General features: G+C 70.8%; 22 protein-coding genes. 7 read left to right on the forward strand and 15 right to left on the reverse strand.

Annotated elements, in window-relative coordinates; genetic code table 11:
- Window positions 1–39 precede the first annotated feature (39 nt).
- The gene (locus tag ACFRFH_RS01350; RefSeq protein ID WP_382461233.1) at window positions 40–1,254 is read right to left on the reverse strand and encodes an NADP-dependent isocitrate dehydrogenase; all 1,215 of its coding nucleotides are present in this window, start codon (window positions 1,252–1,254) and stop codon (window positions 40–42) included.
- A gap of 95 nt (window positions 1,255–1,349) precedes the next feature.
- On the reverse strand, window positions 1,350–2,405 hold the full coding sequence (locus tag ACFRFH_RS01355; protein ID WP_382461234.1) for an acyltransferase family protein: 1,056 nt from the start codon (window positions 2,403–2,405) through the stop codon (window positions 1,350–1,352).
- A gap of 242 nt (window positions 2,406–2,647) precedes the next feature.
- Between ACFRFH_RS01355 and ACFRFH_RS01360 the strand changes: the two genes are divergently transcribed.
- The 3 genes from ACFRFH_RS01360 (at window position 2,648) to ACFRFH_RS01370 (ending at window position 3,951) form a co-directional block, all read left to right on the forward strand.
- A complete protein-coding gene (locus tag ACFRFH_RS01360; protein WP_382461235.1) occupies window positions 2,648–3,100 on the forward strand; it encodes a GNAT family N-acetyltransferase in 453 nt (150 codons plus the stop codon).
- A complete protein-coding gene (locus tag ACFRFH_RS01365) occupies window positions 3,084–3,425 on the forward strand; it encodes an MGMT family protein (RefSeq protein WP_382461236.1) in 342 nt (113 codons plus the stop codon). Before ACFRFH_RS01360 ends, ACFRFH_RS01365 begins: the two co-directional genes overlap by 17 nt.
- A gap of 85 nt (window positions 3,426–3,510) precedes the next feature.
- On the forward strand, window positions 3,511–3,951 hold the full coding sequence (locus ACFRFH_RS01370) for a hypothetical protein (RefSeq protein ID WP_382461237.1): 441 nt from the start codon (window positions 3,511–3,513) through the stop codon (window positions 3,949–3,951).
- Between the two features lie 36 nt (window positions 3,952–3,987).
- Here ACFRFH_RS01370 and ACFRFH_RS01375 read toward each other — a convergent pair whose 3' ends face one another.
- Genes ACFRFH_RS01375 through ACFRFH_RS01385 form a run of 3 tightly spaced genes read right to left on the reverse strand, consistent with a single transcriptional unit; the run spans window position 3,988 to window position 6,815 of the window.
- Window positions 3,988–5,772, reverse strand: a complete 1,785-nt coding sequence (locus ACFRFH_RS01375; protein ID WP_382461238.1) for a sensor histidine kinase — start codon at window positions 5,770–5,772, stop codon at window positions 3,988–3,990.
- 7 nt (window positions 5,773–5,779) lie between these two features.
- Complete coding sequence (locus tag ACFRFH_RS01380; RefSeq protein WP_382461239.1) at window positions 5,780–6,463, reverse strand: response regulator; 684 nt, start codon at window positions 6,461–6,463, stop codon at window positions 5,780–5,782.
- 4 nt (window positions 6,464–6,467) lie between these two features.
- Window positions 6,468–6,815: a response regulator transcription factor gene (locus ACFRFH_RS01385; RefSeq protein WP_382461240.1), complete on the reverse strand. Its 348-nt coding sequence runs from the start codon at window positions 6,813–6,815 to the stop codon at window positions 6,468–6,470.
- 167 nt (window positions 6,816–6,982) lie between these two features.
- Between ACFRFH_RS01385 and ACFRFH_RS01390 the strand changes: the two genes are divergently transcribed.
- Window positions 6,983–7,981, forward strand: a complete 999-nt coding sequence (locus ACFRFH_RS01390) for a hypothetical protein (RefSeq protein ID WP_382461241.1) — start codon at window positions 6,983–6,985, stop codon at window positions 7,979–7,981.
- 128 nt (window positions 7,982–8,109) lie between these two features.
- Here ACFRFH_RS01390 and ACFRFH_RS01395 read toward each other — a convergent pair whose 3' ends face one another.
- Both ACFRFH_RS01395 and ACFRFH_RS01400 read right to left on the reverse strand, forming a co-directional pair.
- On the reverse strand, window positions 8,110–9,924 hold the full coding sequence (locus tag ACFRFH_RS01395) for an ABC transporter ATP-binding protein (protein WP_382461242.1): 1,815 nt from the start codon (window positions 9,922–9,924) through the stop codon (window positions 8,110–8,112).
- On the reverse strand, window positions 9,921–11,765 hold the full coding sequence (locus ACFRFH_RS01400; protein WP_382461243.1) for an ABC transporter ATP-binding protein: 1,845 nt from the start codon (window positions 11,763–11,765) through the stop codon (window positions 9,921–9,923). The genes ACFRFH_RS01395 and ACFRFH_RS01400 overlap by 4 nt, the downstream gene beginning before the upstream one ends.
- Window positions 11,766–12,162: 397 nt before the next feature.
- On the opposite strand from ACFRFH_RS01400, the gene ACFRFH_RS01405 reads away from it, so the two are divergent.
- Window positions 12,163–12,630: a hypothetical protein gene (locus tag ACFRFH_RS01405; RefSeq protein WP_382461244.1), complete on the forward strand. Its 468-nt coding sequence runs from the start codon at window positions 12,163–12,165 to the stop codon at window positions 12,628–12,630.
- 12 nt (window positions 12,631–12,642) lie between these two features.
- Here the strand turns inward: ACFRFH_RS01405 and ddaH are convergent, their stop codons facing one another.
- The 8 genes from ddaH to sucC all read right to left on the reverse strand — a co-directional run bounded on the left by ddaH (window position 12,643) and on the right by sucC (window position 22,292).
- Entirely contained in the window at window positions 12,643–13,845 is a 1,203-nt protein-coding gene (gene ddaH / locus ACFRFH_RS01410) for a dimethylargininase (RefSeq protein WP_382461245.1), read from the reverse strand.
- A 104-nt stretch (window positions 13,846–13,949) separates the two neighbouring features.
- Window positions 13,950–15,005, reverse strand: a complete 1,056-nt coding sequence (locus ACFRFH_RS01415) for a Glu/Leu/Phe/Val dehydrogenase dimerization domain-containing protein (RefSeq protein ID WP_370054542.1) — start codon at window positions 15,003–15,005, stop codon at window positions 13,950–13,952.
- Between the two features lie 124 nt (window positions 15,006–15,129).
- Window positions 15,130–16,710, reverse strand: a complete 1,581-nt coding sequence (purH, locus tag ACFRFH_RS01420) for a bifunctional phosphoribosylaminoimidazolecarboxamide formyltransferase/IMP cyclohydrolase (RefSeq protein ID WP_382461246.1) — start codon at window positions 16,708–16,710, stop codon at window positions 15,130–15,132.
- Window positions 16,707–17,300: a phosphoribosylglycinamide formyltransferase gene (purN, locus tag ACFRFH_RS01425; RefSeq protein ID WP_382461247.1), complete on the reverse strand. Its 594-nt coding sequence runs from the start codon at window positions 17,298–17,300 to the stop codon at window positions 16,707–16,709. Before purN ends, purH begins: the two co-directional genes overlap by 4 nt.
- 61 nt (window positions 17,301–17,361) lie before the next feature.
- Entirely contained in the window at window positions 17,362–18,636 is a 1,275-nt protein-coding gene (locus tag ACFRFH_RS01430) for a DUF6350 family protein (RefSeq protein ID WP_382461248.1), read from the reverse strand.
- A 55-nt stretch (window positions 18,637–18,691) separates the two neighbouring features.
- Window positions 18,692–20,077, reverse strand: a complete 1,386-nt coding sequence (locus tag ACFRFH_RS01435; protein WP_382461249.1) for a hypothetical protein — start codon at window positions 20,075–20,077, stop codon at window positions 18,692–18,694.
- Between the two features lie 145 nt (window positions 20,078–20,222).
- On the reverse strand, window positions 20,223–21,110 hold the full coding sequence (sucD, locus tag ACFRFH_RS01440; protein ID WP_382461250.1) for a succinate--CoA ligase subunit alpha: 888 nt from the start codon (window positions 21,108–21,110) through the stop codon (window positions 20,223–20,225).
- Between the two features lie 18 nt (window positions 21,111–21,128).
- Complete coding sequence (sucC, locus tag ACFRFH_RS01445; protein ID WP_382461251.1) at window positions 21,129–22,292, reverse strand: ADP-forming succinate--CoA ligase subunit beta; 1,164 nt, start codon at window positions 22,290–22,292, stop codon at window positions 21,129–21,131.
- Window positions 22,293–22,526: 234 nt separating this feature from the next.
- Here sucC and ACFRFH_RS01450 point away from each other — a divergent pair, with 234 nt between their 5' ends.
- The gene (locus ACFRFH_RS01450) at window positions 22,527–24,026 is read left to right on the forward strand and encodes a hypothetical protein (RefSeq protein ID WP_382461252.1); all 1,500 of its coding nucleotides are present in this window, start codon (window positions 22,527–22,529) and stop codon (window positions 24,024–24,026) included.
- Window positions 24,023–24,850 (forward strand): oxygenase MpaB family protein, encoded by an 828-nt coding sequence (locus ACFRFH_RS01455; RefSeq protein ID WP_382461253.1) that lies wholly within the window; start codon window positions 24,023–24,025, stop codon window positions 24,848–24,850. Before ACFRFH_RS01450 ends, ACFRFH_RS01455 begins: the two co-directional genes overlap by 4 nt.
- Window positions 24,851–24,882: the final 32 nt, after the last annotated feature.

Genomic DNA, 24,882 nt, shown 5'->3' on the forward strand with positions numbered 1-24,882 from the left:
GCGGATCACTCCGCCGGGCCCGTCGTCAACGCTGCGCGCTTACGCCATCCGCGTCTTCAGGTTCTCGCTGATCGCGTCGAGGAACTCCTCGGTGGTCAGGAACTTCTGCTCCGGGCCGACCAGGAGGGCGAGGTCCTTGGTCATCTTGCCCTCCTCGACCGTCTTCACCACGACGTCCTCGAGGGCGTGGGTGAAGTCGATCAGGTCCTGGTTGCCGTCGAGCTTGCCGCGGTGCGCGAGGCCGCGCGTCCAGGCGAAGATCGAGGCGATCGGGTTGGTGGAGGTCGGCTTGCCCTGCTGGTACTGGCGGTAGTGGCGGGTCACCGTGCCGTGCGCGGCCTCCGCCTCGACGACCGAGCCGTCCGGCGTGGTGAGCACGGAGGTCATCAGGCCCAGCGAGCCGAAGCCCTGCGCGACGGTGTCGGACTGCACGTCGCCGTCGTAGTTCTTGCAGGCCCAGACGTAGCCGCCCTCCCACTTGAGGCTGGAGGCGACCATGTCGTCGATCAGGCGGTGCTCGTAGGTGAGGCCGGCCGCGTCGAACTTCTCCTTGTACTCGGTGTCGAAGACCTCCTGGAAGAGGTCCTTGAACCGGCCGTCGTAGGCCTTGAGGATGGTGTTCTTGGTCGACAGGTAGACCGGGTACTGCCGGTCGAGGCCGTAGTTGAACGACGCGCGCGCGAAGTCGCGGATGGAGTCGTCCTGGTTGTACATGCCCATCGCGACGCCGGAGCCAGGAGCCTGGTAGATCTCGAACGACTTCGCCTCGCCGCCGTCGGCGGGCTGGAAGCTCATGGTCAGCGTGCCGGGACCGTCGAAAGTGAAGTCGGTGGCGCGGTACTGGTCGCCGAAGGCGTGACGGCCGATGACGATCGGCTTGTTCCAGCCCGGGACCAGCCGCGGGATGTTGGAGATGATGATCGGCTCGCGGAACACGACGCCGCCGAGGATGTTGCGGATGGTGCCGTTCGGGCTCCGCCACATCTTCTTGAGGCCGAACTCCTCGACACGGGCCTCGTCGGGGGTGATGGTGGCGCACTTGACGCCGACGCCGTGCTTCTGGATGGCATGCGCCGCGTCGATCGTGATCTGGTCGTCGGTCTCGTCGCGCTTCTGGATGCCGAGGTCGTAGTACTCGAGGTTCACATCGAGGTACGGGTGGATGAGCGAGTCCTTGATCGCCTTCCAGATGATGCGCGTCATCTCGTCGCCGTCGAGCTCGACGACCGTTCCATCAACCTTGATCTTGTCCACTGGTTCTCCTGAGGTCTGTGCCGTTTTTCAGCCGGAGACAGCTTACCTGAGGTGGGCAACTATCTTGACATCGAGACAGTTTTGCCAGCCTCCGGTCAGCCTCGTGTGGGGACGCTGCTCTCGGCGACCGGTTCGGTGGTGCCCGTGGGGGCGCCGAGTCGTGCCTTGACCCGGTTGAAGGGGCGTTCGACGGCGAACCAGGAGAGGGTCGCCGCGCCGATGGTGAGGATGATCGCCGGGATCTGCCAGTCGGTGACGCCGGCGTCCTGGAGCCACCAGGTGATCGGGTAGTTCCACAAGTAGGCGGCGTAGGAGATGACGCCCAACGCGACGATCGGTCGCACCCAGTCGGGGACGACGGGGAGGTCCTTCGCCCACCAGATCAGAGCCAGTGCGAACAGGGCGATCGTGATGCCGCCGAATTCGTACACCCACGGGTTGCCCTTCGCGTCGGGGAGGAACGACAGCCCGACCAGGCCCGCGAGCCCGGCCAGGCCGAGAACAGTCGCGGATCGGCGACTGATGACGCGTGCGATGTACGCGGACCCGAGCTGTCCGGCGGCGCCGATGACCATGCTGATGGTCCAGGTGGAGGGCCAGGTGTAGATCTTCACCAACGGCTCCACATGCGTCACCGTCAGCGTGAGGATGGCGAGGATGCCGGCGGCGGTGAGCGCGAGGGTGAGCCAGGTCTTCCGGTACCGGACCGCCACCAGGATGAGGATCGGCCAGATCAGATAGAACTGTTCCTCGTTGGCGAGGGTCCACAGGTGGGAGAGGTCGGTCGACCCGTGGTTGATGCCCGGCACATCGGCGGTGTAGGAGAGTGCGACGGCGATACTGCGGGGCACTTGTCCGGAGCCGATGTGGAGGAGGCCTTCGATGAGGGCGAATCCGAGGAGCATGAACGCGAGTGCCGGGAGGAGGCGAATGGCGCGGTTCCGGTAGAAGCGCCCGTATCTGATGCGTCCGTAGGTGCGCATGTCGTTGGCGAGCAGTCCGGTGATGAGGTAGCCGGAGAGGGTGAAGAATGTGACGACTCCGACGATTCCTGCTCCGCCGAAGGCGTCCCCCCAGGAGTGCCGCAGCATGACGAGAAGGATCGCGATTCCTCGCACGGCATCCAAGCCTTGAATTCGAGCTTTGCTCACGTTCTGGAGTTTGGCCCGATTAACGCATCCGGTCTACCCCCATTGCGAGTGCCAGGTTTTTAATGCGATTGCATTAATGGTTACGTTTCGGCATAAATGTCCGATCCTCAGCAGAACGCACAGTACACCCGTCCTCCCGCGGCGCAATCGGGTCGGATTCCGGTTTCGTCGCCGCGTCCGGAGGGCCGGCGCCCGCACCCCGCCGACTATGCGCGGGTCGCCGCGCACGTTACCCTTTCGTTATGGCTGAGTTGAGACTTGAAGAGTTGAGCGCGAAGACCGTCGTGGCGGCGAACGCGCTTTCGCTGAAGCCCGGCCAGGAGCAGTTCATCGCTCCCGTGTCGTACTCGGCCGCGGCCGCCGTCGCCGACCCGTCCACGTCCTGGCAGCGCGTCGTGCTCGACGGCGAGGACGTCGTGGGCTTCATCATGGGCGACTTCAACCCCTACGCGGAGCACGACGAGTTCAAGGCGATCCTCTGGCGCATCAACGTCGACGCCGACGACCAGGGCCGCGGCATCGGCACCTTCGCGGTCAAGGCCCTCGCCGCCGAGGCGCGCGACCGTGGGGTCGCCCGGCTCTACGTGATCTGGGAGTCCGGCGAGCTCGGCCCCGAGCAGTTCTTCCTGCGCACCGGCTTCGCGCCGGTCGGAGAGACGCAGTACGGCGAGACCATCGGTGCCCTCGACCTCTGAGCCGGCGGCCGGCGACCTGTCCGGCGACGACTTCGCCTCGCGCGTGCTCGCGGTCGTGGACAGCATCCCGCCCGGCCGGGTCATGACCTACGGGGACGTCGCCGCGTCGCTCGGGTCGCGCGCCGCGCGCATGGTCGGCCAGGTCATGGCCTACTCCAGCGGCGACGTTCCGTGGTGGCGTGTGGTGCGCGCGAGCGGGCATCCCCCGGCGAACCACGAGCACATCGCGCTGGAGCACTACCGCGCCGAGGGGACGCCGCTGCTGGGCGGCGGGAGGTCGCCCTACCGGGTGGATCTGAGGACCGCACGGCACGACACGCGCTGAGATCATCCTCCCGATCGATGGAAGCGCTCAGCTTCATGGTGTTGACTGGACGGGTCTGTCCATGTGAACCCGTCCAGGAGCGTCCGTGCCCCGTATCCGTCGACTCGGCCTCGCCGTCGCTGCCGTCCCCCTCGTCGCCGCCCTCTCGGGCTGCTCGGTCGTGGCGGCGTTCACCCCGCACGTCGATCCCTCGATCTACGACACGGCCAAGGATTTCAACGCCGCGGACACGTCGCGCATCGGCTCGCCGTCGTTCGTCCCGAACGACGCGACCCTGATCCGAGTCGACTACGACACGCAGAGCGGCGAGTCGATCATGACCTACATCTCGCCGACGCTGCTCAAGAAGGACGTCTGCAAGCTCACGAACGTCGCTCCGCCCAAGCCGACCATCCAGGACAGCTGGTGGCCCATCAACGGCATCCCCGCGAGCGCGTCGTACTCCTGCCCGGGAGGCTGGAGCGCCTTCACCATCGCGACGCAGGTGTACGCGGTCCGGCCCGCCTCCGCCAGCACCCACAAGTGACCGCCCGCCGACGGCCGGCGCCCTGACAGGTACAGGTCAGGGCCTGCTGCCCTCGGCCACCTGAGCAGGGAGCACGAGCTCCACGATCGTCCCGAGGCCGGCGACCGACCGCACCTCGACGTGCCCGCCGACGGTCTCCACCCGGTCGCGCAGCCCCTCCAGGCCGCCGCCCGGCTCGACGCGCGCTCCCCCGCGCCCGTCGTCCTTCACGGTCACGGTCACGGCGTCGCCGTCACGGGCGACGAGCACCGAGCAGGTGCGGGCGCCGGCGTGCTTGGCGGCGTTCGCCAGGCACTCCGAGACGCAGTAGTAGATCGTCTCCTCGACCACCTCCGGCAGGCGCTCGGCCGGCTCGACGCGCACCTCCACCGGGACGACGCTGCGCTGTGCGAGCTCCTCCAGCGCCGAGCGCAGGTCGCCGTCGGTCAGCACGGTCGGGTGGATGCCGCGCGCGAGCTCGCGGAGCTCCCTGAGCGCGTCGGCGAGCTGCGCCGACGCCTTCTCCAGGTCTCCGACGAGCTCGGTCTCGCCGGCCGCGCCGGCTTTCGTCGCGGCGATGCGGAGGCCGATGGCCAGCGACACGAGCTGCTGCTGCGAGCCGTCGTGCAGGTCGCGCTCCAGCCGCCGCCTGGCCAGATACCCTTCCTCGACGATGCGCAGGCGCGACTCGCGCAGCTCCTGGATGGTCTGCTCGAGCCGGCCGCGGAGCCGGTCGTTGTCCACGGACAGCAGCAACGCGGACGACACGGCGTCCAGCAGCCGGTCGTCCTGCCCGAGGGCGACGTCGTGCTCGATCAGGGCGATCGGGCCCTGATCGGAGTCGATCGCCATCGTCGACCGGCCGGGCCGCTCCGGCCTGTCGCCGTCCGGCACCGCGTCCCCGGCGCTCGTGCGGTACGCACGACGGTGCTCGTCCCACCAGAACACCCGGAGCGAATGGTCGTGCAGGGTGCGTGCGAGGCTGGACTCCCAGAGCGCCCTGTCCACCTTGTCGCGCGCGACGATGACGAGGTCGGCCACGCGCGACCGCAGCCCACGCGCGTAGAAGACGCCGCCGACGAAGGACGGCGGGATGAGCGCGATCGCGATCGGCGGGACGAACTGCAGCCAGCCGCTGTCCCAGCCGAGGGCGAAGCTCACCGAGTCCTGCACCGTGCCGTAGCACCACAGCAGCAGCGCGAGCGGCATCACGAACGACACCCGCCTGGCCGGCAGGGAGCTCGTGACCCAGCGCACCGCCAGCCTCCCCGCGACCGTCAGCAGCAGCACGACGCCGACGATGCGCCACGCGACCCCGAGCCAGTAGTCCGCGTCCGGGCTCGGCAGGATGGCGTACGGGTTCGCCACACAGCCGCAGTCGCCCGGGGGCGGCGAGGAGAACAGCAGGATGCCGAGGAACCGCACCAGGAACGCGCCGCTCAGCGTGTACGCCACGACGCGGTCGAAGCGCGACACCAGGTGGCCGCCCGGATACGTGAGCACCAGGATGCCGACCAGCACCGCCCACAGGTCGGTCACGCCCTCCACCAGCGGCCACAGCCAGCCGATGTCGCGCGTGAGCGGGTACCAGGCGCCCGCCGCCCAGAAGAACGCGGCGCCCACCATCAGCCAGCCGGGCGCGGCGCTGCGGATCGCCCGCCAGGCGATGACGGCGCAGACGACGTAGTCCAGCGCGACCGCGACGAACACGACGGCCCAGCCGATGCCCTGCGGCCGCGGGCCGTAGTCGCCGGTCAGCGCGCTGATCACCTGGGCCAGCACGTTGACGGCGATCGTCACCGTGACGGCGGCGGCCCGCACCCAGAGGCGCCCGGCGCCCATGATCGCCTCAGGCGTCCCGGCCGAGGAAGCGCAGCACCGCGAGCACGCGCCGATGGCCTTCGGTGGTCTCCTCGATGTCGAGCTTGGCCATGATGTGGCCGATGTGCGACTCGACGGTGCGGAGACTGAGGTGCAGCGCCGCGGCGATGCCGGCGTTGGAGAGGCCCTCCGCCATCAGCCGGAGCACGTCGACCTCCCGGGAGGACAGCGACTCGATCGCGGCCTCGGTCGAGCGCGCGGACACGAGCACCTGCACGACCTCGGGGTCGACGACCGACCCTCCGGCCGCGACGGTGCGCACGGCGTTGACCAGCGCGTCGGCGTCGGCGACGCGGTCCTTCAGCAGATAGCCGGTGCCGCTGCCCGCGCTCATGGCGCGGATCGCATACCCGGCCGTCGTGTACATCGAGAGCAGGAGGACGCCGACCTGCGAGCCGGACGCGCGCAGCGTCTCGAGCGCGCGCAGGCCCTCGTCGGTGTGCGTCGGCGGCATCTTGATGTCGAGCACCACGGCGTCGACGGTGTCGTCGTCCGCGAGCACAGCGAGGGCTTGCTCGGCGGTGTCCACCGACGCCACGACCTCCACGCCGGCCGCGCGCAGGATCTGCCCGATCCCCTCGCGGAGCAGCACAGCGTCATCGGCGACTGCCACCCGGAGCGGGCGGGTACCCGAGTTGTCTCCCCCGACCACGCGCTTACCTTAGCAGGCTGCGAATCGCCTCACCGCTCAGCTCCGCCTTGGTGATGAAACCGTCCGCTCCGCTGTCGGACACGCGCGTCCCGTAGTCGCGCAGCGACCGGCTCGACGTGAGCACGACGACCGCCCCGGTCTCGTGCATCGCGGTCACCAGGTCGAAGCCGTTGGCGTCGGGGAGGCCGACGTCCATCAGCACCACATCGGGGGCGAGGGTACGGCTGAGCGCGACCCCGCTGGCACCGGTTTCGGCGTCTCCGACGACCCGGAAGCGCTCCAGGGTGAGGAGCTCGGCCGCCTGCGCCCGGAACCGCGGGTGGTCGTCGACGATCACAACACGGAGGCACATGCCCCGATTCTCTCCGGCGCCGCCGCGCGTCGCATCCGTGCCAGCACGCATCGGCAAACGGGTGACCCCCCGGATGCGGGCCTGGGCCGCTGGCAGGAACATTTGAGTCAAGCTCAGCAAAACCGGTTACCCGCCGGCCGAGCCCTGAGGAACCCGAGGAGAACGCGATGCCCGCCGCAACCCGAACCGCCTTCCCGAACGGCGCCGCCCGAACGGCAGCCGAGGCGGTCGCGGCGGGCCTCGACGGCCTCCCACTGGTCGTGCTCGACCTCGACCGCGCCCGTCGCCGGTACACCGCGCTCCGGGAGGCCTTCCCGTGGGTCGACGTGCTGTACGACGTCAGCGCGCTCGCGCACCCCCGGCTGCTCGCGGCGCTCGCGGGCGCCGACGGCGGCTTCGCCGTGACCCACGACCAGGCGCTCCCCGCGCTGCTCGCCGCCGGCGTCGGCGGCCGGCGCATCCTGCACGCGACGCCCGTCGCCCACCCGCACGAGTCGCGCGCGGCGTACGACGCCGGCGTCCGGCACTTCGTGGTCGACGGATCGCGCGCCGTGGAGGGCTTCGCGGGGGCGCCAGGCGACCTGCGCGTCCTCCTCCGCCTGCGTCCGGGCCTCGCGCCGCGGCCCGCGCACCGCGCCGCCGGCGGGATGACCGCGGAGGAGGCGGTGTCCACAGCCGTGGCGGCGCGCGGCCTCGGCGTCCGGATCAGCGGCCTCTCCCTCACCCTCCCGGAGGACGGCAGCCCGGCCGAGTACGTGGCCGAGATCGTCCGATCGGTCGGGGTCGCGGCCGACATCGAGGCGGCGACCGGAGTCCGGCCGCGCATCCTCGACCTCGGCTGCGGTTTCCCCGGCCGCAGCGGCGACCGCCCCGCCGAGCGGGCGGAACTGGCCCGCGCGATCCGCGGCATCGTCGCCCCTGCGACCTCCGGCGTGACGGTGACCGCCGCGGCCGGGCACGCGGTCACGGCGGGGTGCGTGGCCGTCGTCACGGACCAGGCTCGCAGCGACGTCGACCTCGCGACCGCCGGCGAGCTGATCGACGTGGGGGCGGAGGTCGTGGTGATCGACACCGGGTCCTCGCCGCACCGCTTCCCGCTGCTCCGCCTCCCGCGCGCGCGGGGCGGCTCCGAGCACCGGATCGTCCGAAGAGCAGCACGCGGCTGATCCGCGCAGACCTGGCCGCGACGGGCCGTCAACCCAACCCGTATCCAACCCCTTGGCCCGTCCCGACCACGGCGACAAGCCCCGGGCCCCTCACCGAGGGGGCCGGGGCTTGTCCGTCGTGCCGTGACTCAGACCAGCGAGTCCCGCCAGGCGGCGTGGAGCTGGGCGAACCGGCCCGTGCCCGCGATGAGCTCGTCCGGCGAGCCGTCCTCCACCACGCGGCCGTGCTCCATGACGAGCACCCGGTCCGCGATCGCCACCGTCGACAGGCGGTGGGCGATGATGACGGCAGTGCGGTCGGAGAGCAGCGTCTGCAGCGCCTCCTGCACCAGGCGCTCGCTCGGGATGTCGAGCGAGCTGGTCGCCTCGTCCAGGATGAGCACCGCCGGGTTCGCCAGGAACGCCCGGGCGAACGAGATCAGCTGCCGCTGACCCGCGGACACCCGGCCGCCGCGCTTGTTCACGTCGGTGTCGTAGCCGTTCGGCAGGCCCGCGATGAACTCATGGGCGCCGACCGCGATCGCGGCGTCCTCGATCTCCTCGCGCGTCGCGTCCGGCTTGCCGAGCGCGATGTTCTCGGCGACCGAGCCGCTGAACAGGTACGCCTCCTGGGTGACCATGACGATCGCGCGGCGCAGGTCCTTCGGGTGCATGTCCCGCAGGTCCACGCCGTCGAGCGTGACCTCGCCCTCGCTCGGGTCGTAGAACCGCGAGATCAGCTTGGCCAGCGTCGACTTGCCCGCTCCGGTGGAGCCCACGAGCGCGACCGTCTGCCCGGCCGGGATGTCCAGGCTGAACTCCGGCAGGATGACCCGATCCCGCTTGTACGCGAACGTCACGTCGTCGAAGCGCACATGGCCCTCCGCCGTCCACAGGTCGGTCGGGCGCACCGGGTCGGGAACGCTCGGCGCCTCCTCCAGGACGCCCGAGATCTTCTCGAGCGCCGCGGCGGCCGACTGGTAGGAGTTGTAGAACATCGCCATCTCCTCCATCGGGTCGAAGAACCGGCGCGTGTAGAGCAGCGTCGCCAGCAGCACGCCGATCGCGAGCTGACCGTCCGCGACCCGGAAGCCGCCGACGAGCAGCACGGCGCCGACCGTGACGTTGCCGATCATCACGAGCCCTGGGTCGAAGATCCCGAACAGCTGGATGACGCGCGCGTTCACGTCGCGGTAGTCCTCGACCAGGCCGCCGAACTCCTTCTCGTTGCGCTTCTCCTTGCGGAACGCCTTGACCGCGCGGATGCCGGTCATGGACTCCACGAAGTGCACGATCAGCTTCGCCGACGCCACCCGCGAGATGCGGAACAGCACCTGCGAGCGCTTCTGGAACCAGCGGGTCAGGAAGTACAGCGGCACCAGCGAGCACAGCAGCACCACGCCGCTCACCCAGTCGAGCCAGAACAGCGCGATGGCGATGAACAGCATGTACAGGAAGCCCTGCACGAGCTGGTTGATGCCCGAGTCCAGCAGCTCGCGGATGGAGTCCAGGTCGCTGGTCTGCCGCGAGATGATGCGGCCGGACGTGTACGACTCGTGGAACTCCAGCGAGAGCCTCTGGGTGTGCAGGAACACCCGCTTGCGCAGGTCGATCAGGATCGCCTGGCTGATCCGCGCGCTCAGCACGGTGTACCACGCGATCAGCACGGCGCCGATGACGCCGGTGATCAGGTATGCGATGCCGGCGGCGGCGACCGGGAGCCAGTTCTGGCTCTTCAGCGCCGTGATGCCGTTGTCGATGCCGAACCCGATGATCGCCGGTCCTGCCACCTGCCCGGCGGTGCTGATCACGACGACGATCGCCGTCAGCACCAGCCGCATGCGCAGCGGGTGCAGCAGCGAGCCGAGCAGGCGGAGCGAGCGCCGGCGGATCTGCCGGCTCTCCTCCTTGTTGAGGTCGTTGCGCTCTTCGCCTTCGACGCCCAGGACGGTCGCGGTGCTCACAGGTTCACCTCCTGAAGGATCTCCTCGTCGCGGTCCTCTTCGAGGGAGGAAAGGACGAAACGGTAGTGCTCGTTGCTCACGAGCAGGTCGTGGTGGGTGCCGACGGCCGTGATCCGGCCGTCCTCCAGCAGCGCCACCCGGTCGGCCAGCATGACGGTCGACGGACGGTGCGCGACGACCAGCGCGGTCGTGGCGGCGAGCACCCGGCGGAGGGCGGCCTCCACCAGGGCCTCGGTGTCGACGTCGAGCGCGGACAGCGGGTCGTCCAGCACCAGGATGCTGGGCGCCGCGGCCACGGCCCGCGCGAGCGCGAGACGCTGACGCTGGCCGCCGGACAGGCTGAGGCCCTCCTCGCCGACCTTCGTCTCCACGCCCTCCGGGAGCTCGTAGACGAAGCCGGCCTGCGCGATCTCGAGCGCCTCGGTCAGGATGCGCTCCGCGTCGGCCGAGGCCGGGTCGAGCCCGTCGCGGCCGAGCAGCACGTTGTCGCGCACGGAGGCCGAGAACAGGGTCGCGTCCTCGAACGCCATGGCGATCGCCTTGCGCAGGTCGTAGCGGGTGAGGTCGCGCACGTCCACGCCGTCCACCCTCACCGCTCCGCCCGTCACGTCGTACAGACGGGTGGTGAGCGCGGTCAGCGTCGACTTGCCACTGCCGGTCAGGCCGACCAGGGCCATCGTCTCCCCCGGCCGGACCGTGAGCTGGATGCCGTTCAGGAGGTCGGGGTAGCGCTCCGGCGAGTCCTGGTAGCGGAAGTGCACGTCGTCGAAGACGAGCTCCCCGCGGGGCTCGGCGATGCGCTTCGGCTCGGCCGGGTCGGTGATCGTGTTGACCTCGTCCATGACCTCGAAGAAGCGGTCGGCCGCGGTGCGCGTGTCGAACGTCATCGAGAGCAGGAAGCCGATCGACTCGATCGGGAACCGCAGCACGGTCGCCGTCGCGAAGAACGCGACCAGCTCGCCGACCGTGAGCTCGCCCTGCGCGGCCAGCCAGACGCCGACCACCAGGCAGATGCCGAACGCGACGTCCGGGATGAGCAGCAGCCACAGCCAGATGCCCGCGATGGCCTTCGCCTTCTCGATCTCCGTGCCGCGCAGCGCCTCCGCCTGCGACTCGAACTTCTTCAGCGCGTGCTTACCGCGGCCGAACGCCTTGAGGACGCGGATGCCGTGCACCGACTCCTCGACGGCGGTCGCCAGGTCGCCGGCCTGGTCCTGGCTGCGGCGCGCGACGATGGAGTACTTCTTCTCGAAGACGAAGCCGTAGATCCACAGTGGCACGGACAGCACCAGGAAGATCAGGCCGAGGATCCAGTTCCAGCCGATCAGGATGGCGAAGCCGACGATGATCGTGACGACGTTGACGACGAGCAGCACGATGCCGAACGACAGCCAGCGCCGGATCAGGCTGAGGTCGCTGACGGCGCGCGACAGCAGCTGACCGCTCGGCCACTTGTCGTGGAACGACACGGGCAGGTCCTGCAGCTTCTCGTAGAGGGCGTTGCGCATCCGTGCCTCGACGTGGGTGCCCGGGGTGAGCACGAACCAGCGTCGCAGCGAGATGAACACGGCTTCCGCCGCGCCCAGTCCGACGACGAGCAGCGCCGCCGGCCACACGGCCGACGGGTCGCCCGTGGCGAGCGGGCCGTCGACCAGCCAGCGGAGCACCTGCGGGATGCTCAGCGCGACCAGGCTCGCGAGGAGCGCGGCGACCATGCCGAGCAGGATGCGGGGCGCCGCGGATTTGGCGAACGGCAGGATGCGCAGCAGCGTGCGCACGGTTCCCGAGCGCTTCTTCTGTTCTTTTTGCGGAGGGTGCTGATGGGTTTCAGCGATAGACATGAGTTCCGTTTTCTCTTCGTGCGTTTCTTGTCTTCGTGTTTTGGGTGCGGGGTCGGCTCCGACCCGATGAGGCGTGCTGAGAGGTCGCCAAAGGATGCGTCAACGAGAGCGTGACGTGCCAGGGCTACGGATGCCCTGTGCGGGTGCCGGCGACGGTCAGCCGGAAGCGCGTACCTGCCTGGGACCTACCAGGCGGGGGCCGGCTCCGGGGACGCGTACGCGACGGCGACGAGCCCGAACACGGTCACGGTTCGTGTGTTCTCTGTCGTTGTCATGGCGTCCTCCCGTAGCCCGAATGCGTCTTCCGAATGCTGCGACAAGGCAGCCCTACAGAATATTCCCAGGATCTCTCAGAGCGCAAGGGCGAGTTTCAGATCGGTGCCGCTAGGCTGCGGGGATGGCCTGGCGCTCGCCCTCGTTCCGGACCGTCCTGGCGGCGTTCGCCGTCTTCGTGGCGGTGGTCGTCGGCATGTTCGCGGCCGTCGGCGCCGCCGGGAACCTCGCCGTCCAGGCGCACTCGACCTCCATCGAGTTGCAGGTCACCGGCTCCTTCTCGCGCACGGTGACCCTCTACCACGCGACCTGCGTCCTGCGGGCGAACGGCCGCATCGTCGTGCGCAACGACCCGACATCACGCATCCCCGCCCAGATCGTGGGCGACCGTCAGAACGGCCAGTTCAGCACCAGCATCCAGACGGGTGACGGCGGGGTGTTCGTCTCCACCGCGCCCTTCGTGCTCGACGGTGACACGGTGCGCTTCGTGGCGACCGGCGGCAGCTTCACCGACCCGCGCCTCTCCGGCGAACGGGTCGACGCGCAGGTGAGCGGGTCCATCCCCTGCACGACGGACGCCTCCGGCGACTGAGCGCCGCCCGCCTCAGCGGATGCGGATCGACAGGCAGGTGACGCAGCCCTCGAGCTTCTCGAACTCCGAGATGTCGACCTGGATCACCGTGTAGCCGAGGTCCTCCACCAGCGCGACCGAGCCGGGCGCCGACGACGACATCAGCACGGTCTCGTCGTCCAGGACGACGACGGCGGTGCCGTGCGCCTCCGGGACCGGCAGGAAGCGCTCGAAGATCCGCGCGTCGTCGACGAGCGGCTCGTAGCCGATCACGGTGCCGTCCGGGAGGGCGGTGACGGCGGTCTTCAGGTGCAGCGCCTTGGTGACCGGCACCGCGACGACCGTGTAGCCGAGCGGGGCGACGAGCGCGCGGAGCTGGCGGATGCCCTCCGCGTTGGTGCGGCCGCCGCGGCCGACGTAGACGGTGTCGCCGACCTTGAGAACGTCGCCGCCGTCGAGGGTGCCGGGCTCCTCGATGCGCAGCAGGCGGAGGCCCTGCGCGCGCAGCGCTGCCTCGGTGCCGGCGATCTCGGGCTTGCGCGAGTCCGCGCCCGGGCGCGAGATGACCGCAGTGTCGCCGAAGACCACGGCCGTGTCCTCCACGAACACCGAATCGGCGAGCTTGTCGGCGCTGGCGACCTCCACGGTCTGCCAGCCGGCGGCGGAGAGCGCGGCGACGTAGGCGTCCCACTGCGAGTCGGCGAGCTCGCTGTCGACGGCCTCGCGGTCGATGTGGGTGATCAGGCCCTCGCTGAGGTTGCCCGCGGGGATGCGCACGAGCGCGATCTTGCGGGAGACCGGGGCGCCCTGCGCCTCGATGGCGGTGAAGACCGCGAAACCGGCCGTCGGGAGCGCGATGGCCGTCGAGAGCCAGAACGGGAGGTTGATCGAGATCAGGGACTGGGCGATCTGCCCCCACGCCTGGCCGTTGATCGGGGCGTTGAGGGTCGAGAACAGGATGAGCATCCCGACCACCGTGCTCACGAACGCGACGAGGACGCCGGCGACGACCGCGATCCAGCGGCGGTCCATGCATCCGAGGAGCGCCGCGACCGCCGAGAGCACGAACGAGGTGAGCGTCGGCCAGACCGTGTAGGTGGTGATGTTCCCCAGCACCTGCGTGTTGAGCTGGTTGGCGACCAGCAGCACGACGGTGCTCGCGACCAGGCCGATGGCGGCGACGGCGACGGCGGACACGAGGGAGGCGAGGAGCCGGCGGCCCCAGGAGGAAGTCATGGGAAAAAGCCTATCCGACCGATCCCTATGGGAATGCTGGCATCCCTCGACGCACAGCGTCCCGCTACCGGTCGCGGCGACCGATAGCGGGACGGGGGAACGGCTCAGGCGTGCGCGGGCTCGCGCAGGCGCGCCAGGGCGATCTCGTCGGCGGCCGCCAGCGTGGTGATCCCGCGCTCGGCGGCCACGTCGAAGACGCGCGCCACGATGTCGCCGATCGCCTCGACGCGCTCGCGCGTGGCCTCGGCCGACGGCTCCTCCTCGTTCATCATCGCGAGGAAGATGACGCCGCCGGCGTTGACGACGAAGTCGGGCGCCCACAGGATGCCGCGGGCGGCGAGGCGCTCGGCTCCTGCGCGCTCGGCGAGCTGGTTGTTCGCCGGCCCGACGACCGCCTTGACGCGCAGCTCGTCGATCACGGTGTCCGTCAGGACGCCGCCGACACCGGCGGGGACGAAGAGGTCGCCCTCCACACGGTGCGCCTCGTCCGGCTCCACCCAGGCCGCGCCCAGGGCCTCGGCGAGGGCGCGCTTGGCGGGGTTGACGTCGGTGACGGTGAGCACCGCGCCCTCGCTCGCGAGGCGCATGGCGATGATCGAGCCGACGTGGCCGAGCCCGAGCACGGTGACGCGGCGGCCGGAGACGTCGCGGCTGCCGGTGGCGCGCTCGAGGGTCGCGAGCAGGCCCGCGTACACACCGGCGGCGGTCGCGTCGCTCGGCTCGCCGACGCCGCCCTCCGCGGGCGGGAGGCCGCACACGTTGGCGGTGCGGGTGGCGACGACGGACATGTCCTCGGCGCTCGTGCCGACGTCTTCCGCGGTCATGTAGCTGCCGCCCAGGCTCTCGACGGCGTCGCCGAGGTCGAGCATGACCTCGTAGCGCTCGGTCGGGCTGAGCTGCTTGCCGCGCGGCAGGTAGACGACGGCCTTGCCGCCGCCGCGGTTGAGGCCGGCGGCGGCGTTCTTGAACGTCATCCCCTCGGCCAGGCGCAGGGAGTCGGCGACGGCCTCCTGCCAGGAGTCATAGTTCCACACGCGGCAGCCGCCGAGGGCGGGCCCGAGGACGGTGGAGTGCACCGCGATGCTGATGGTGAGGCCGCTCCGCCTCCCCTTCACCACATGCAGTGTTTCGTGCGGAAGGTCGGTGGGCAGGACGGACATCGGTGTCTCCTCGTGGGATCGCGGTGAATGTGAAGGTCTTGTGGACCGTCGTCTATTCTCCGCGACCCCGCGAGGGGATGCAATCCGGCTGGCGGGTCAGTGCCGACTCAGTGGCCAATCCTTCTCAGTGGAAGAAGTGCCGCTCGCCCGTGAAGTACATGGTGACCCCGGCCGCCTTCGCCGCGGCGATGACGTCCTCGTCGCGGATCGACCCGCCCGGCTGCACGATCGCGGAGACGCCCGCGGCGATCAGGATCTCCGGGCCGTCGGCGAACGGGAAGAACGCGTCCGAGGCGGCCACCGAGCCGACGGCACGCTCGCCCGCGCGGCTGACGGCGAGGTTGCAGGAGTCCACCCGGTTGACCTGGCCCATGCCGACGCCGACGGAGGCGCCGTCCTTGGCGAGCAGGATGGCGTTCGACTTGACCGCACGGCACGCCTTCCAGGCGAACTCGAGGTCGGCGCGTGTGGCGGCGTCGGCCGCGTCGCCGGAGACCAGCGTCCAGCCACTGGAGTCGAACTCGTCGAAGCGGTCGGCGTCCTGCACCAGCACACCGCCGGAGAGCTGGCGGAACTCGGTCACCGAGCGCGCGTAGCCCTCGGGCAGCCGGAGGATGCGGAGATTCTTCTTGGTCTGCAGCAGCTCCAGCGCCGCCGGCTCGAAGTCCGGTGCGATGAGCACCTCGGTGAAGATGCCCTTCACCGTCTCGGCCATCGCGAGCGTCACCGTGCGGTTCGCCGCGATGACGCCGCCATAAGCCGAGACCGGGTCGCACTCGTGCGCCTTGCGGTGGGCGTCGGCGATGTCGTCGGAGACCGCGATGCCGCACGGGTTGGCGTGCTTGATGATCGCGACCGCCGGCTCGGCGAAGTCGTACGCGCTGCGCAGCGCCGCGTCGGCGTCCACGTAGTTGTTGTACGACATCTCCTTGCCGCCGAGCTGGGTCGCCTGGGCGATGCCGCGGCCGGCCGGGTCGGCGTAGAGCGCCGCGGCCTGGTGCGAGTTCTCGCCGTAGCGGAGGGTCTGCTTGAGCTCGGCGCGGACCTGGAAGCGCTCGGCGAAGTCAGCGGTGGAGGGGGCGTCCCCCGCGAACCACGCCGCGACGGCGCCGTCGTAGGAGGCCGTGTGCGCGAACGCCTTCGCGGCGAGCGCGCGACGCTGGTCGAAGCTGGTTCCGCCCGCGGCGACCGCGGCGGTGACCTCCGCATAGTCGTCCGGCGAGACGACGATCGCGACGTTCGCGTGGTTCTTGGCCGACGCGCGCACCATCGCCGGTCCGCCGATGTCGATCTGCTCGACCACGTCGTTGCCGACCGCGCCGGAGGCGACGGTCTCCACGAACGGGTAGAGGTTGACGACGACCAGCTCGAACGGCTCGATGCCGAGGTCCTTGAGCTGCTCCTCGTGGGAGGCGAGCCGCAGGTCGGCGAGCAGGCCGGAGTGGATGGCGGGGTGCAGCGTCTTGACCCGGCCGTCCAGCGACTCCGGGAAGCCCGTGACGCTCGCGACGTCGGTCACGGCGTGGCCCGCGTCGCGGATGGTCTGCGCGGTGGAGCCGGTCGAGACGATCTCGACCCCGGCCTCCGCCAGCGTCGCGGCGAGGTCGAGCAGGCCCGTCTTGTCACTGACCGAGATCAGTGCGCGGCGGATCGGGACGACGTCCCGCTCGCGGTAGAGGATGGCTTCGTGGCGGGGTCCGCTCATACTCGGGAGAGCTCCTTGAGGTCGATGTGTCCGTTGGCGATGTCGAGGACGGCGTCGATCAGCAGCCGTCGCTCCACGGGTTTGATGCGTTCGTGCAGGCTGGCCTCGGTGTCGCCCGGCACGATCGGCACGCGCTCCTGGCTGATCACGGGTCCGGCGTCGACACCGTTGTCGACCACGATCAGGCTGGCGCCGGTCTGGGTCGCTCCCACGGCGAGCGCGTCGCGGACGCCGTGCGCGCCAGGGAACTCGGGCAGGTACGCCGGGTGCGTGTTGATGAGGTGCGGCGAGAGCGCGCCGACCACGCGCGGCGGCAGCAGGCGCATGAAGCCGGACAAGATGACCAGGTCGGGCTCCCAGAGCCGGATCTGCTCCAGCACGGCGTCGCCCCACTCCTCCCGGCTGTCGTAGGAGGTGAAGGGCACCGTGAACGACGGGATGCCGAACTCCTCGGCGTGGTCCAGGCCGTCGGCGTCGCGGTCGGCTCCCACCGCCACCACCCGGGCCGGGAACTCGGCGTCGGAGGCGGCCTCCAGCAGCGCACGGAGATTGGAGCCACCACCGGAGATCAGCACGACGATCGAGAGCACGCGACAAGCCTACCCACCTGCCGGGGCGGGCTCCGACCGGCGATGGGAGCGCTCCCCCCGCTCAGCGCCGGGCGCGGCCTCCCGCCAGCAGCCCGATGACGGCGGCGACCGCCACCTCCCCCGCCGCGAGCGCGCCGACGAGCCACGGGTTCGGCCCCACATCGTGCAGCCGGCCGGGGCCGAGCGCGCCGGAGGACCACCAGGCCAGGAGGCCGAGCTCGATGCCCGCGACGACGCCGATGCCGAGCGCGGTGAGGACGAGCGCAAGCGCTCCGTCGGTCTGCGCCCTCCGCGTGCCGCGCAGCAGGGCGGCGGCGACGAAGCCGGCGAGCAGGGGCACGATCACGCCCGCCAGCCCGAAGGTGTAGCCGTGCGCCGGGATGACGCCGAAGAGCGGGACGCCGGGCAGCGGCCCGAGCGCGGTCCCGATCGGGCTGACCGTGGACCCGGTGCCGATGGCGAACCCCGGCCCGACCAACCAGGACATCAGCCAGATCACGAGGTTCGGCAGGAAGGCGAGCTGGGCGACGGTCAGCGCGATGCCCCCGGCGACCCCGGTCTGAAGCTGCTCGTACAGGCCGATGATCGTGCCGTAGTTGCCGAAGATGAGGAGCGTCAGCAGCAGCGCGGACAGGCCGATGACGATGGCGGTCGCTGCGCTGCCGGCGCGCAGGGCGCCGAGGACCGCGGCGCGGACCGGGGCGGGGACGGCCGCGACCCGGGAGCGGACCGCGACGCCGACCGGCGCGGCGGCCCGGCCGGCCGCGGATGTCGCACGGTCGTCGCCCTTCCGGTCGCCGGCGTGATCGGCAGACGGCTCGCGCACCCCGCGGAGCGCCGCGAACACGAAGCCGATCCCGATGCCGAGCGCGTAGACGAAGGTGGGGAGCACGAAGCCGCGCCAGAGCGACGGCTGCACGAGGTCGCTGCCGGCGGTCGCCGTGACCACGACGGAGATCAGGAAGAACACCGCGAGCGCGGAGACGGCCCCGGTCGAGCGATACGGCGTCTCGGCCGCACGCAGCCCGGTGCGCACGCCGAGCCCGGCGGTGAGTGCGGCGAACCCCAGGAGCGCGATCGTCACCTGGAACGGCGCCGCGGCGGCCGGGAGGCCGAGGGATCCGACGAGCTGCGGGTCCAGCGTCACCGCGAGGTTCACGCCGTGCCCGAGCAGCCAGATGTCCGCCGTCGCACGCCAGACGATCGCGAAGTCCCCGGCGAGATGGTACTGGGCCGCCCACAGCACGGTGAGCGGGACGAGGCAGATCGCGAGCCCGATCGCCGCGACGATGACCGCCTCGAGTGCGGCTAGCAGGGCGACGGTTGTGCGATTCATGACCGGATGGAGCCTACCGGGCGCGCGGTCGCCCGCGGCGGAGACACTTCGAGGCTCAGGAGACGGTCATCACCGGGGTGTCGTCGTCGGCGTCCTCCGGCACCGTGATGACGGGCCGCTGGACCAGCTCCAGGATGGCGATGACGACGGCCGCGATCACCAGCGTCCAGATGATGAGCGACGGGGTGAGCGGTCGCACGAACAGGACCACCGCCGCCGCGATGACCGCGACCGCGGCCCGGAGCAGCACCCGCTGGGCGTAGAACCACTCCCCCACCCGGCCGGTGGTGATCCCGTGCCGCTCGGCGGACTCCCGCACCCAGGTCACCCCGGAGCCGAAGAACCCGCGCAGCTTGCGCGGCACCCCAAACGGCCCGGAGAACCAGCCGACCAGCGCGACGACGATCGCGAGCACGAGCACGGCGACGCCGGTGTCCTTCATCGCCGTCGAGACGGTCTGGTAGAGCGTCGTCGCGACACCGGCCGGTACCAGCCCGGGGGAGGCCGAGGCGATGAACACGATCTGGCCGATGGCGATGCCGGACACGACGACGATCATCGCGATGGCCAGCGCCGACGCCGCCCCGATCAGGGCGAGGGCGCGGCGGCGCGCGACGATCACGCCGAGCGCGAGCAGGCCGATCGAGACCCACGGCAGCCACGCGCCGGCGACGACAGCGAGGTTGTAGAAGACCTGGAGGGTCGGGATCGACGAGTTCTGCGCGACCGTGATCGTCTTGTCGATCGTCGGGATGCGCGACGCGAAGGTGATCCCCTGGCCCACCAGGACCTGCTTCACCCTGTCGATGATCGGCCCGAGCTGGACACCGACCGACCCGTCCTTGCCGATCGCGACCGCCGCCTGCGGATTGCCCTGCATCGTCGCGACGAGCTGGTTGTGACTGACCCGCAAGGCGTCCTGCCACACCTGGGCGAACGCGTCGGAGGCCACGAACCGGCCGACGGCGGTCTGGATCAGCGACACGATCCCCTGCGAGAGTGGCGCCTTGAGAGCGTCGAGCGCCTTCGTCGCCACGGGTCCCGTGCCGAGGCCGGTGATGCCGTCGATGACCTGCGAGGTGAGCTGCGGGATGTCGACGTGCTGCTGGATGACCTTGACGGTCTCGTCCGTGACGTACGCCTGGACGCCCGGGTCGTTCGCGAGCGGCGCGTAGGTGGCGACGAACGCGTCCGTGTCGGTGAGCTGCACCTTCGCCCAGGAGGCCACCACCGCGACGGGCGCCAGGATCGCGCCGATCACGATGAGCACGACGGCGAGCAGGGTCCAGCCCCAGCCGCGCTTGTGCTTCGCCTCCGGCGCCGGTGCGAAGTCCGGCAGCGGCTCGGTCGCGTTCTCGTCGAGCCGGCTCCGGAGCGCGGCGTTCTCGGACTCCAGCGCTGCGACCCTGCGCGCCAGATCGGCGTTCGTCAGACGTGGCATCGCATCCCCCTCCTGGACGGTGGTGCGCTCACTGTAGCGCCGCCGCTGCGGCCGCGGGCAGGCCCCGATCCAGGCTGTGGAGAGACGGATCGGGGCCGGACTCCGTGGAGGAGTCCGGCCCCGATCGGCGGTTCGAGCGGTGCTGTTACAGCGCCGCGTAGACCTCGCGCAGCAGCGCGGCGGTCTCGGACGGGGTCTTGCCGACCTTCACGCCCGCGGCCTCCAACGCCTCCTTTTTCGCCTGCGCCGTGCCGGCCGAGCCGGAGACGATCGCGCCGGCGTGGCCCATCGTCTTACCCTCGGGCGCGGTGAAGCCGGCCACGTAGCCGACGACCGGCTTGGTCACGTTGGCCTTGATGAAGTCGGCCGCGCGCTCCTCGGCGTCGCCGCCGATCTCGCCGATCATGACGATCGCCTTGGTCTCCGGGTCCGCCTCGAACGCGGCGAGCGCGTCGATGTGGGTGGTGCCGATGACCGGGTCGCCGCCGATGCCGATGGCGGTCGAGAAGCCCAGGTCGCGCAGCTCGTACATCATCTGGTAGGTCAGCGTGCCGGACTTGGAGACCAGGCCGATCGGGCCCTTGCCGGTGATCGTGGCCGGGGTGATGCCGACGAGCGCCTCACCCGGGGTGATGATGCCGGGGCAGTTCGGGCCGATGATCCGGGTCTTGTTGCCCTTCTCCTTGGCGTAGGCCCAGGCCTCGGCGGAGTCCTGCACCGGGATGCCCTCGGTGATGACGACGAGCAGCGGGATCTCGGCGTCGATGGCCTCCACCATCGCGTCCTTGGCGAACGCCGGCGGCACGAAGATGATCGACACGTCGGCGCCGGTCTTCTCGATCGCCTCCACGACGGTGCCGAAGACGGGGAGCTCGACGTCGCCGTGGGTCACGGTGGTGCCGGCCTTGCGGGCGTTGACGCCGCCGACGACCTGGGTGCCGGCCTTCAGCATCAGCGCGGTGTGCTTGGTGCCCTCGCCGCCGGTGATGCCCTGGACGATGACCTTGGAGTCCTTGTTGAGGAAGATAGACATTCTCTGATTCGTCCTTGCTTACTTCGCGGCCAGCTCGGCGGCCTTGTCGGCGCCTTCGTCCATGGTGAGTGCGAGGGTGACCAGCGGGTGGTTCGCCTCGGCGAGGATGCGGCGGCCCTCCTCGACCTTGTTGCCGTCGAGACGGACGACGAGCGGCTTGTTCGCCTCGTCGCCGAGGATCTCCAGCGCCTTGACGATGCCGTTCGCGACCGCGTCGCAGGCGGTGATGCCGCCGAAGACGTTGACGAAGACGCTCTCGACCTGCGGGTCGTTGAGGATGACGTCCAGGCCGGCGGCCATGACCTCGGCGGACGCGCCGCCGCCGATGTCGAGGAAGTTGGCCGGCTTGACGCCCTTGTGCTTCTCGCCCGCGTAGGAGACGACGTCGAGCGTGGACATGACCAGGCCAGCGCCGTTGCCGATGATGCCGACCTGACCGTCGAGCTTGACGTAGTTGAGGTCGGCCTTCTTCGCCTTGGCCTCGAGCGGATCCGCGGCGTCCGCGTCCTCGAGCGCCTCGTGGTAGAGGTGACGGAACCCGGCGTTCTCGTCGAGGGTGACCTTGCCGTCGAGGGCGATGATGTCGCCCTCCTCGGTGAGGACGAGCGGGTTGACCTCGACGAGCGTCGCGTCCTCACCCGTGTAGACGGCGTAGAGCTTGACGAAGACATCGGCGACCTTCGCGACCAGCTCTTCGGGGAAGCCCGCGGCCTTCGCGATCTCGACGGCCTTGGCGGAGTCGAGGCCGCCGCGCGGGTCGACCTCGATGCGGGCGAGCGCCTCGGGCTTCTCGACCGCGAGCTGCTCGATCTCCATGCCGCCCTCGACGCTGGTCAGCGACAGGTAGGAGCGGTTGGCCCGGTCGAGGAGCACCGAGAAGTAGAACTCTCGGGCGATGCGGGCGCCGCCGGCGACCATCACCCGGCGCACGACGTGGCCCTTGATGTCCAGGCCCAGGATGGCCTTGGCGGCCTCTTCGGCCTCGTCCGGAGTCTTGGCGACCTTCACGCCGCCCGCCTTGCCACGGCCTCCGACCTTGACCTGCGCCTTGACGACGGTGACGCCGCCCAGCTTCTCCGCGGCCGCACGGACCTCTTCCGGAGTGTCGGCGACGATGCCCGGAAGGACCGGGACGCCGTACTTCTCAAACAGGTCTCTGGCCTGGTACTCGAATAGATCCACGGTTATCCAATCCGCTGATGTCCGGCGCGCTCGTGGCGCTCCGGCTGTTGTCTGCTGGGCGGTCCGGCGGGAGAATAGCTCGACGCCGAGATAAATTCGCCAGTGAGAACTTTAGCGTGTCCGACTGAACAGCCCGAATCGGTTTCTCCTCCACAGGGTGACACGCAGGACGATCTCTCCACGGATTCGCTCGGAGCGGCCCGCCGGCGCTCCGTCGCCGCGACCGTTGAGGGCATGACACATCGCATATCGAACCTCGTGACCGTCTTCGTCCTCGCCGGCCTCGCCGTCTTCCTCGGCATGCTGCACGCGCTCGTCGTCTCCCCCGACGCCCGGGCGCTGACCGGTGCCGGCCACGGCCCCGGTTACCTCTCCCACGACGGCTGGTGGCTCGGAACCTACCGCCTCGACGACGGCGCCCAGGGCTTCTGCCTGAACGCCGGAAAGCCGAGCCCCACCGGCAACGTCTACGACTACGCGGACGCCGCGAGCCTCGGCTGGTACACGCCGGAGCAGTCGGCGTCCCTCGCGTACATCTCCCGCACCTGGGCCGGCACGGACGACCGGCTCACGGCCGCTGCCGGACAGATCGCGACCTGGCTGGTCGCGGGTCTCGGCGGTCACACGCCGGAGGAGCTCGCCGCTCGGGCCGGGTCGGACGCCGGCCCGGTCCTCGCCCGGGCTCACGAGATGGTGGACGAGGCCGCGCGCCTCGGCTCGTCCTCGGTGCGGGCGGAAGCCGTGCTCGAGCTGGCGGAGACCGGGCCGGGCCGGGTCCGCGTCGAGCTCACCGTCGTACGGCCCTCCGGCGCCGAGCTCCTCGCTCCCGGCGCGCAGCGGGCACGGGTGGCGCTCGACGGCGCTTCCTTCGCGGACGGCGCCGCCGACGCCGACGTTCCGACCGGGACGGACATGGCGATCATGCCGTCCGGCGACGCGGCGAGCGTGACCGTGAGCGCGGCGGCCTCCCTCGACGGGCTCCCGTACGGCGACCGGCTGCTGGTCGCCGCCCCGCACGCGGACGCGCAGGCCGTGCTCGTCGCGGTGCCCGCGACGGCGGAGGCGCGCGCTGCGGCGTCCACGACGGGTCCGTCCCCGCTGCCGTTCCAGCCGATCGTCTCGACCGTGACGAGCGCTCCGGAGGCTCTGCCCGGCGCGCTCATCCACGACCGGCTCACCGTGTCCGTCGACACCGCGGAGGGGCTGCTGCCGTCCTGGGGCGTGCGCGGGGTCGACGACGGCTTCGAGCCGGTGGAGGCCGTCGTCGAGAGCACTCTGTACGGCCCGTTCCCCGCTCCCCTGTCGGAGTCGCCGGACGTTCCCGACGGCGCGCCGGCGGTCTGCACGGTGGAGACGACGGTGGACGGCCCGGGTGAGTACGACACACCGGAGTGCGCGATTCCCGCCGCGGGCTACTACGTCTGGGTCGAGCGGATCGATCCGGCGCGCGTGTCCGCGGGAGACGGCGGGGAGCGGCTCCGGCCCTGGCGGTCGGCGTTCGGCGTCGCCACGGAGATCACGGTGGCGTCGGCTCCCGTGGTCCCGGCGCCCGAGGAGCCTGGGCCTGCTCCGATGGCGCCTGCCGCGCTGGCGGACACCGGCGGCTCCTGGGCGGTGGAGGCCTGGCCGGCGGCGGTCGGCCTCGGGGTCGCAGGGGGCGCGGTGCTGACCGCCGCACTCGGCCGGCGGCTGCGTCGCCGGAACACAGCCTCCCGTTGCAGGATGGACGCATGACCTCCACCCGCGCCGTCCGTGGCTCGTCGCGATCCGGGGTGACCGCGCAGCTCACGTACCTGCAGCTCACCGGCGAGGCGCTCTGCCTCGCCGGTGGCGGCAGGGCCCTGCTGCTACAGATCGCGCACCCGGCGGTGGGGCGCGGCGTGGTGGAGCACAGCGACTTCGCCAACCGGATGCTGGACCGGTTCCACGCCACGATGACCTTCGTCTACGCCGCGACCTTCGCGACGCCCGCCGAATTCGACGTGGTCCGACGCCGGGTCAACCGGGCGCACGCGCCCGTGCGCGGGGCGGCCAGCGGCTCCGAGCCGGCGTACAGCGCCTTCGACACAGAACTGCAGCTCTGGGTGGCGGCGACCCTCTACGCGACGATGGTCGACCTCGGCGAGCGCGTCTTCGGCCCGCTGAGCCCGGGCGCGCGGGAGGAGCTGTACCGCGAGGCGACCCGCTCCGGAGCCGGCCTCCAGGTCCGTCCAGAGGCGTGGCCCGCCACCGAAGCCGACTTCCAGGACTACTGGCACGGGATGGTCGGCCGGCTCCGCGTGACGGACGCCACCCGCGCGGTCGCCGGGCAGATCCTCCATCCGCGGGGCGTGCCCCTCTGGCTCCGCGCGACCCTCCCTGACGCCCGGATCGTCACCGCCGGACTGCTGCCGCCGAGCGTGCGGGACCAGTTCGGGCTGCCGTGGACACCCGCGATCGAGCGTGGCTTCGAGCGCCGGATGCGGATGGCGGAAGCGGTCTACCCGCGGCTCCCGCTGCGACTCCGTCAGCGGCCGCGCGACCTGTACCTTGCCCGGCTGCGGCAGTCGCTGGCATGACCATCCGTTCCGGAGTCGTGCACGCAACACGC

It is taken from the genome of Leifsonia sp. NPDC056824 (genome assembly GCF_042789575.1).
Taxonomy (GTDB): Bacteria; Actinomycetota; Actinomycetes; order Actinomycetales; family Microbacteriaceae; genus Leifsonia.

What these genes read in the sequence shown, in the direction of transcription:
- ddaH (WP_382461245.1), bottom strand. Translation starts at nt 13,845, where the DNA reads ATGACTTCCTCCTGGGGCCGCCGGCTCCTCGCCTCCCTCGTGTCCGCC.
- ACFRFH_RS01455 (WP_382461253.1), top strand. Translation starts at nt 24,023, where the DNA reads ATGACCTCCACCCGCGCCGTCCGTGGCTCGTCGCGATCCGGGGTGACC.
- ACFRFH_RS01400 (WP_382461243.1), bottom strand. Translation starts at nt 11,765, where the DNA reads ATGTCTATCGCTGAAACCCATCAGCACCCTCCGCAAAAAGAACAGAAG.
- ACFRFH_RS01385 (WP_382461240.1), bottom strand. Translation starts at nt 6,815, where the DNA reads ATGTGCCTCCGTGTTGTGATCGTCGACGACCACCCGCGGTTCCGGGCG.
- ACFRFH_RS01450 (WP_382461252.1), top strand. Translation starts at nt 22,527, where the DNA reads ATGACACATCGCATATCGAACCTCGTGACCGTCTTCGTCCTCGCCGGC.
- ACFRFH_RS01405 (WP_382461244.1), top strand. Translation starts at nt 12,163, where the DNA reads ATGGCCTGGCGCTCGCCCTCGTTCCGGACCGTCCTGGCGGCGTTCGCC.
- ACFRFH_RS01430 (WP_382461248.1), bottom strand. Translation starts at nt 18,636, where the DNA reads ATGAATCGCACAACCGTCGCCCTGCTAGCCGCACTCGAGGCGGTCATC.
- ACFRFH_RS01435 (WP_382461249.1), bottom strand. Translation starts at nt 20,077, where the DNA reads ATGCCACGTCTGACGAACGCCGATCTGGCGCGCAGGGTCGCAGCGCTG.
- ACFRFH_RS01390 (WP_382461241.1), top strand. Translation starts at nt 6,983, where the DNA reads ATGCCCGCCGCAACCCGAACCGCCTTCCCGAACGGCGCCGCCCGAACG.
- sucD (WP_382461250.1), bottom strand. Translation starts at nt 21,110, where the DNA reads ATGTCTATCTTCCTCAACAAGGACTCCAAGGTCATCGTCCAGGGCATC.
- ACFRFH_RS01360 (WP_382461235.1), top strand. Translation starts at nt 2,648, where the DNA reads ATGGCTGAGTTGAGACTTGAAGAGTTGAGCGCGAAGACCGTCGTGGCG.
- purH (WP_382461246.1), bottom strand. Translation starts at nt 16,710, where the DNA reads ATGAGCGGACCCCGCCACGAAGCCATCCTCTACCGCGAGCGGGACGTC.
- ACFRFH_RS01415 (WP_370054542.1), bottom strand. Translation starts at nt 15,005, where the DNA reads ATGTCCGTCCTGCCCACCGACCTTCCGCACGAAACACTGCATGTGGTG.
- ACFRFH_RS01375 (WP_382461238.1), bottom strand. Translation starts at nt 5,772, where the DNA reads ATGGGCGCCGGGCGCCTCTGGGTGCGGGCCGCCGCCGTCACGGTGACG.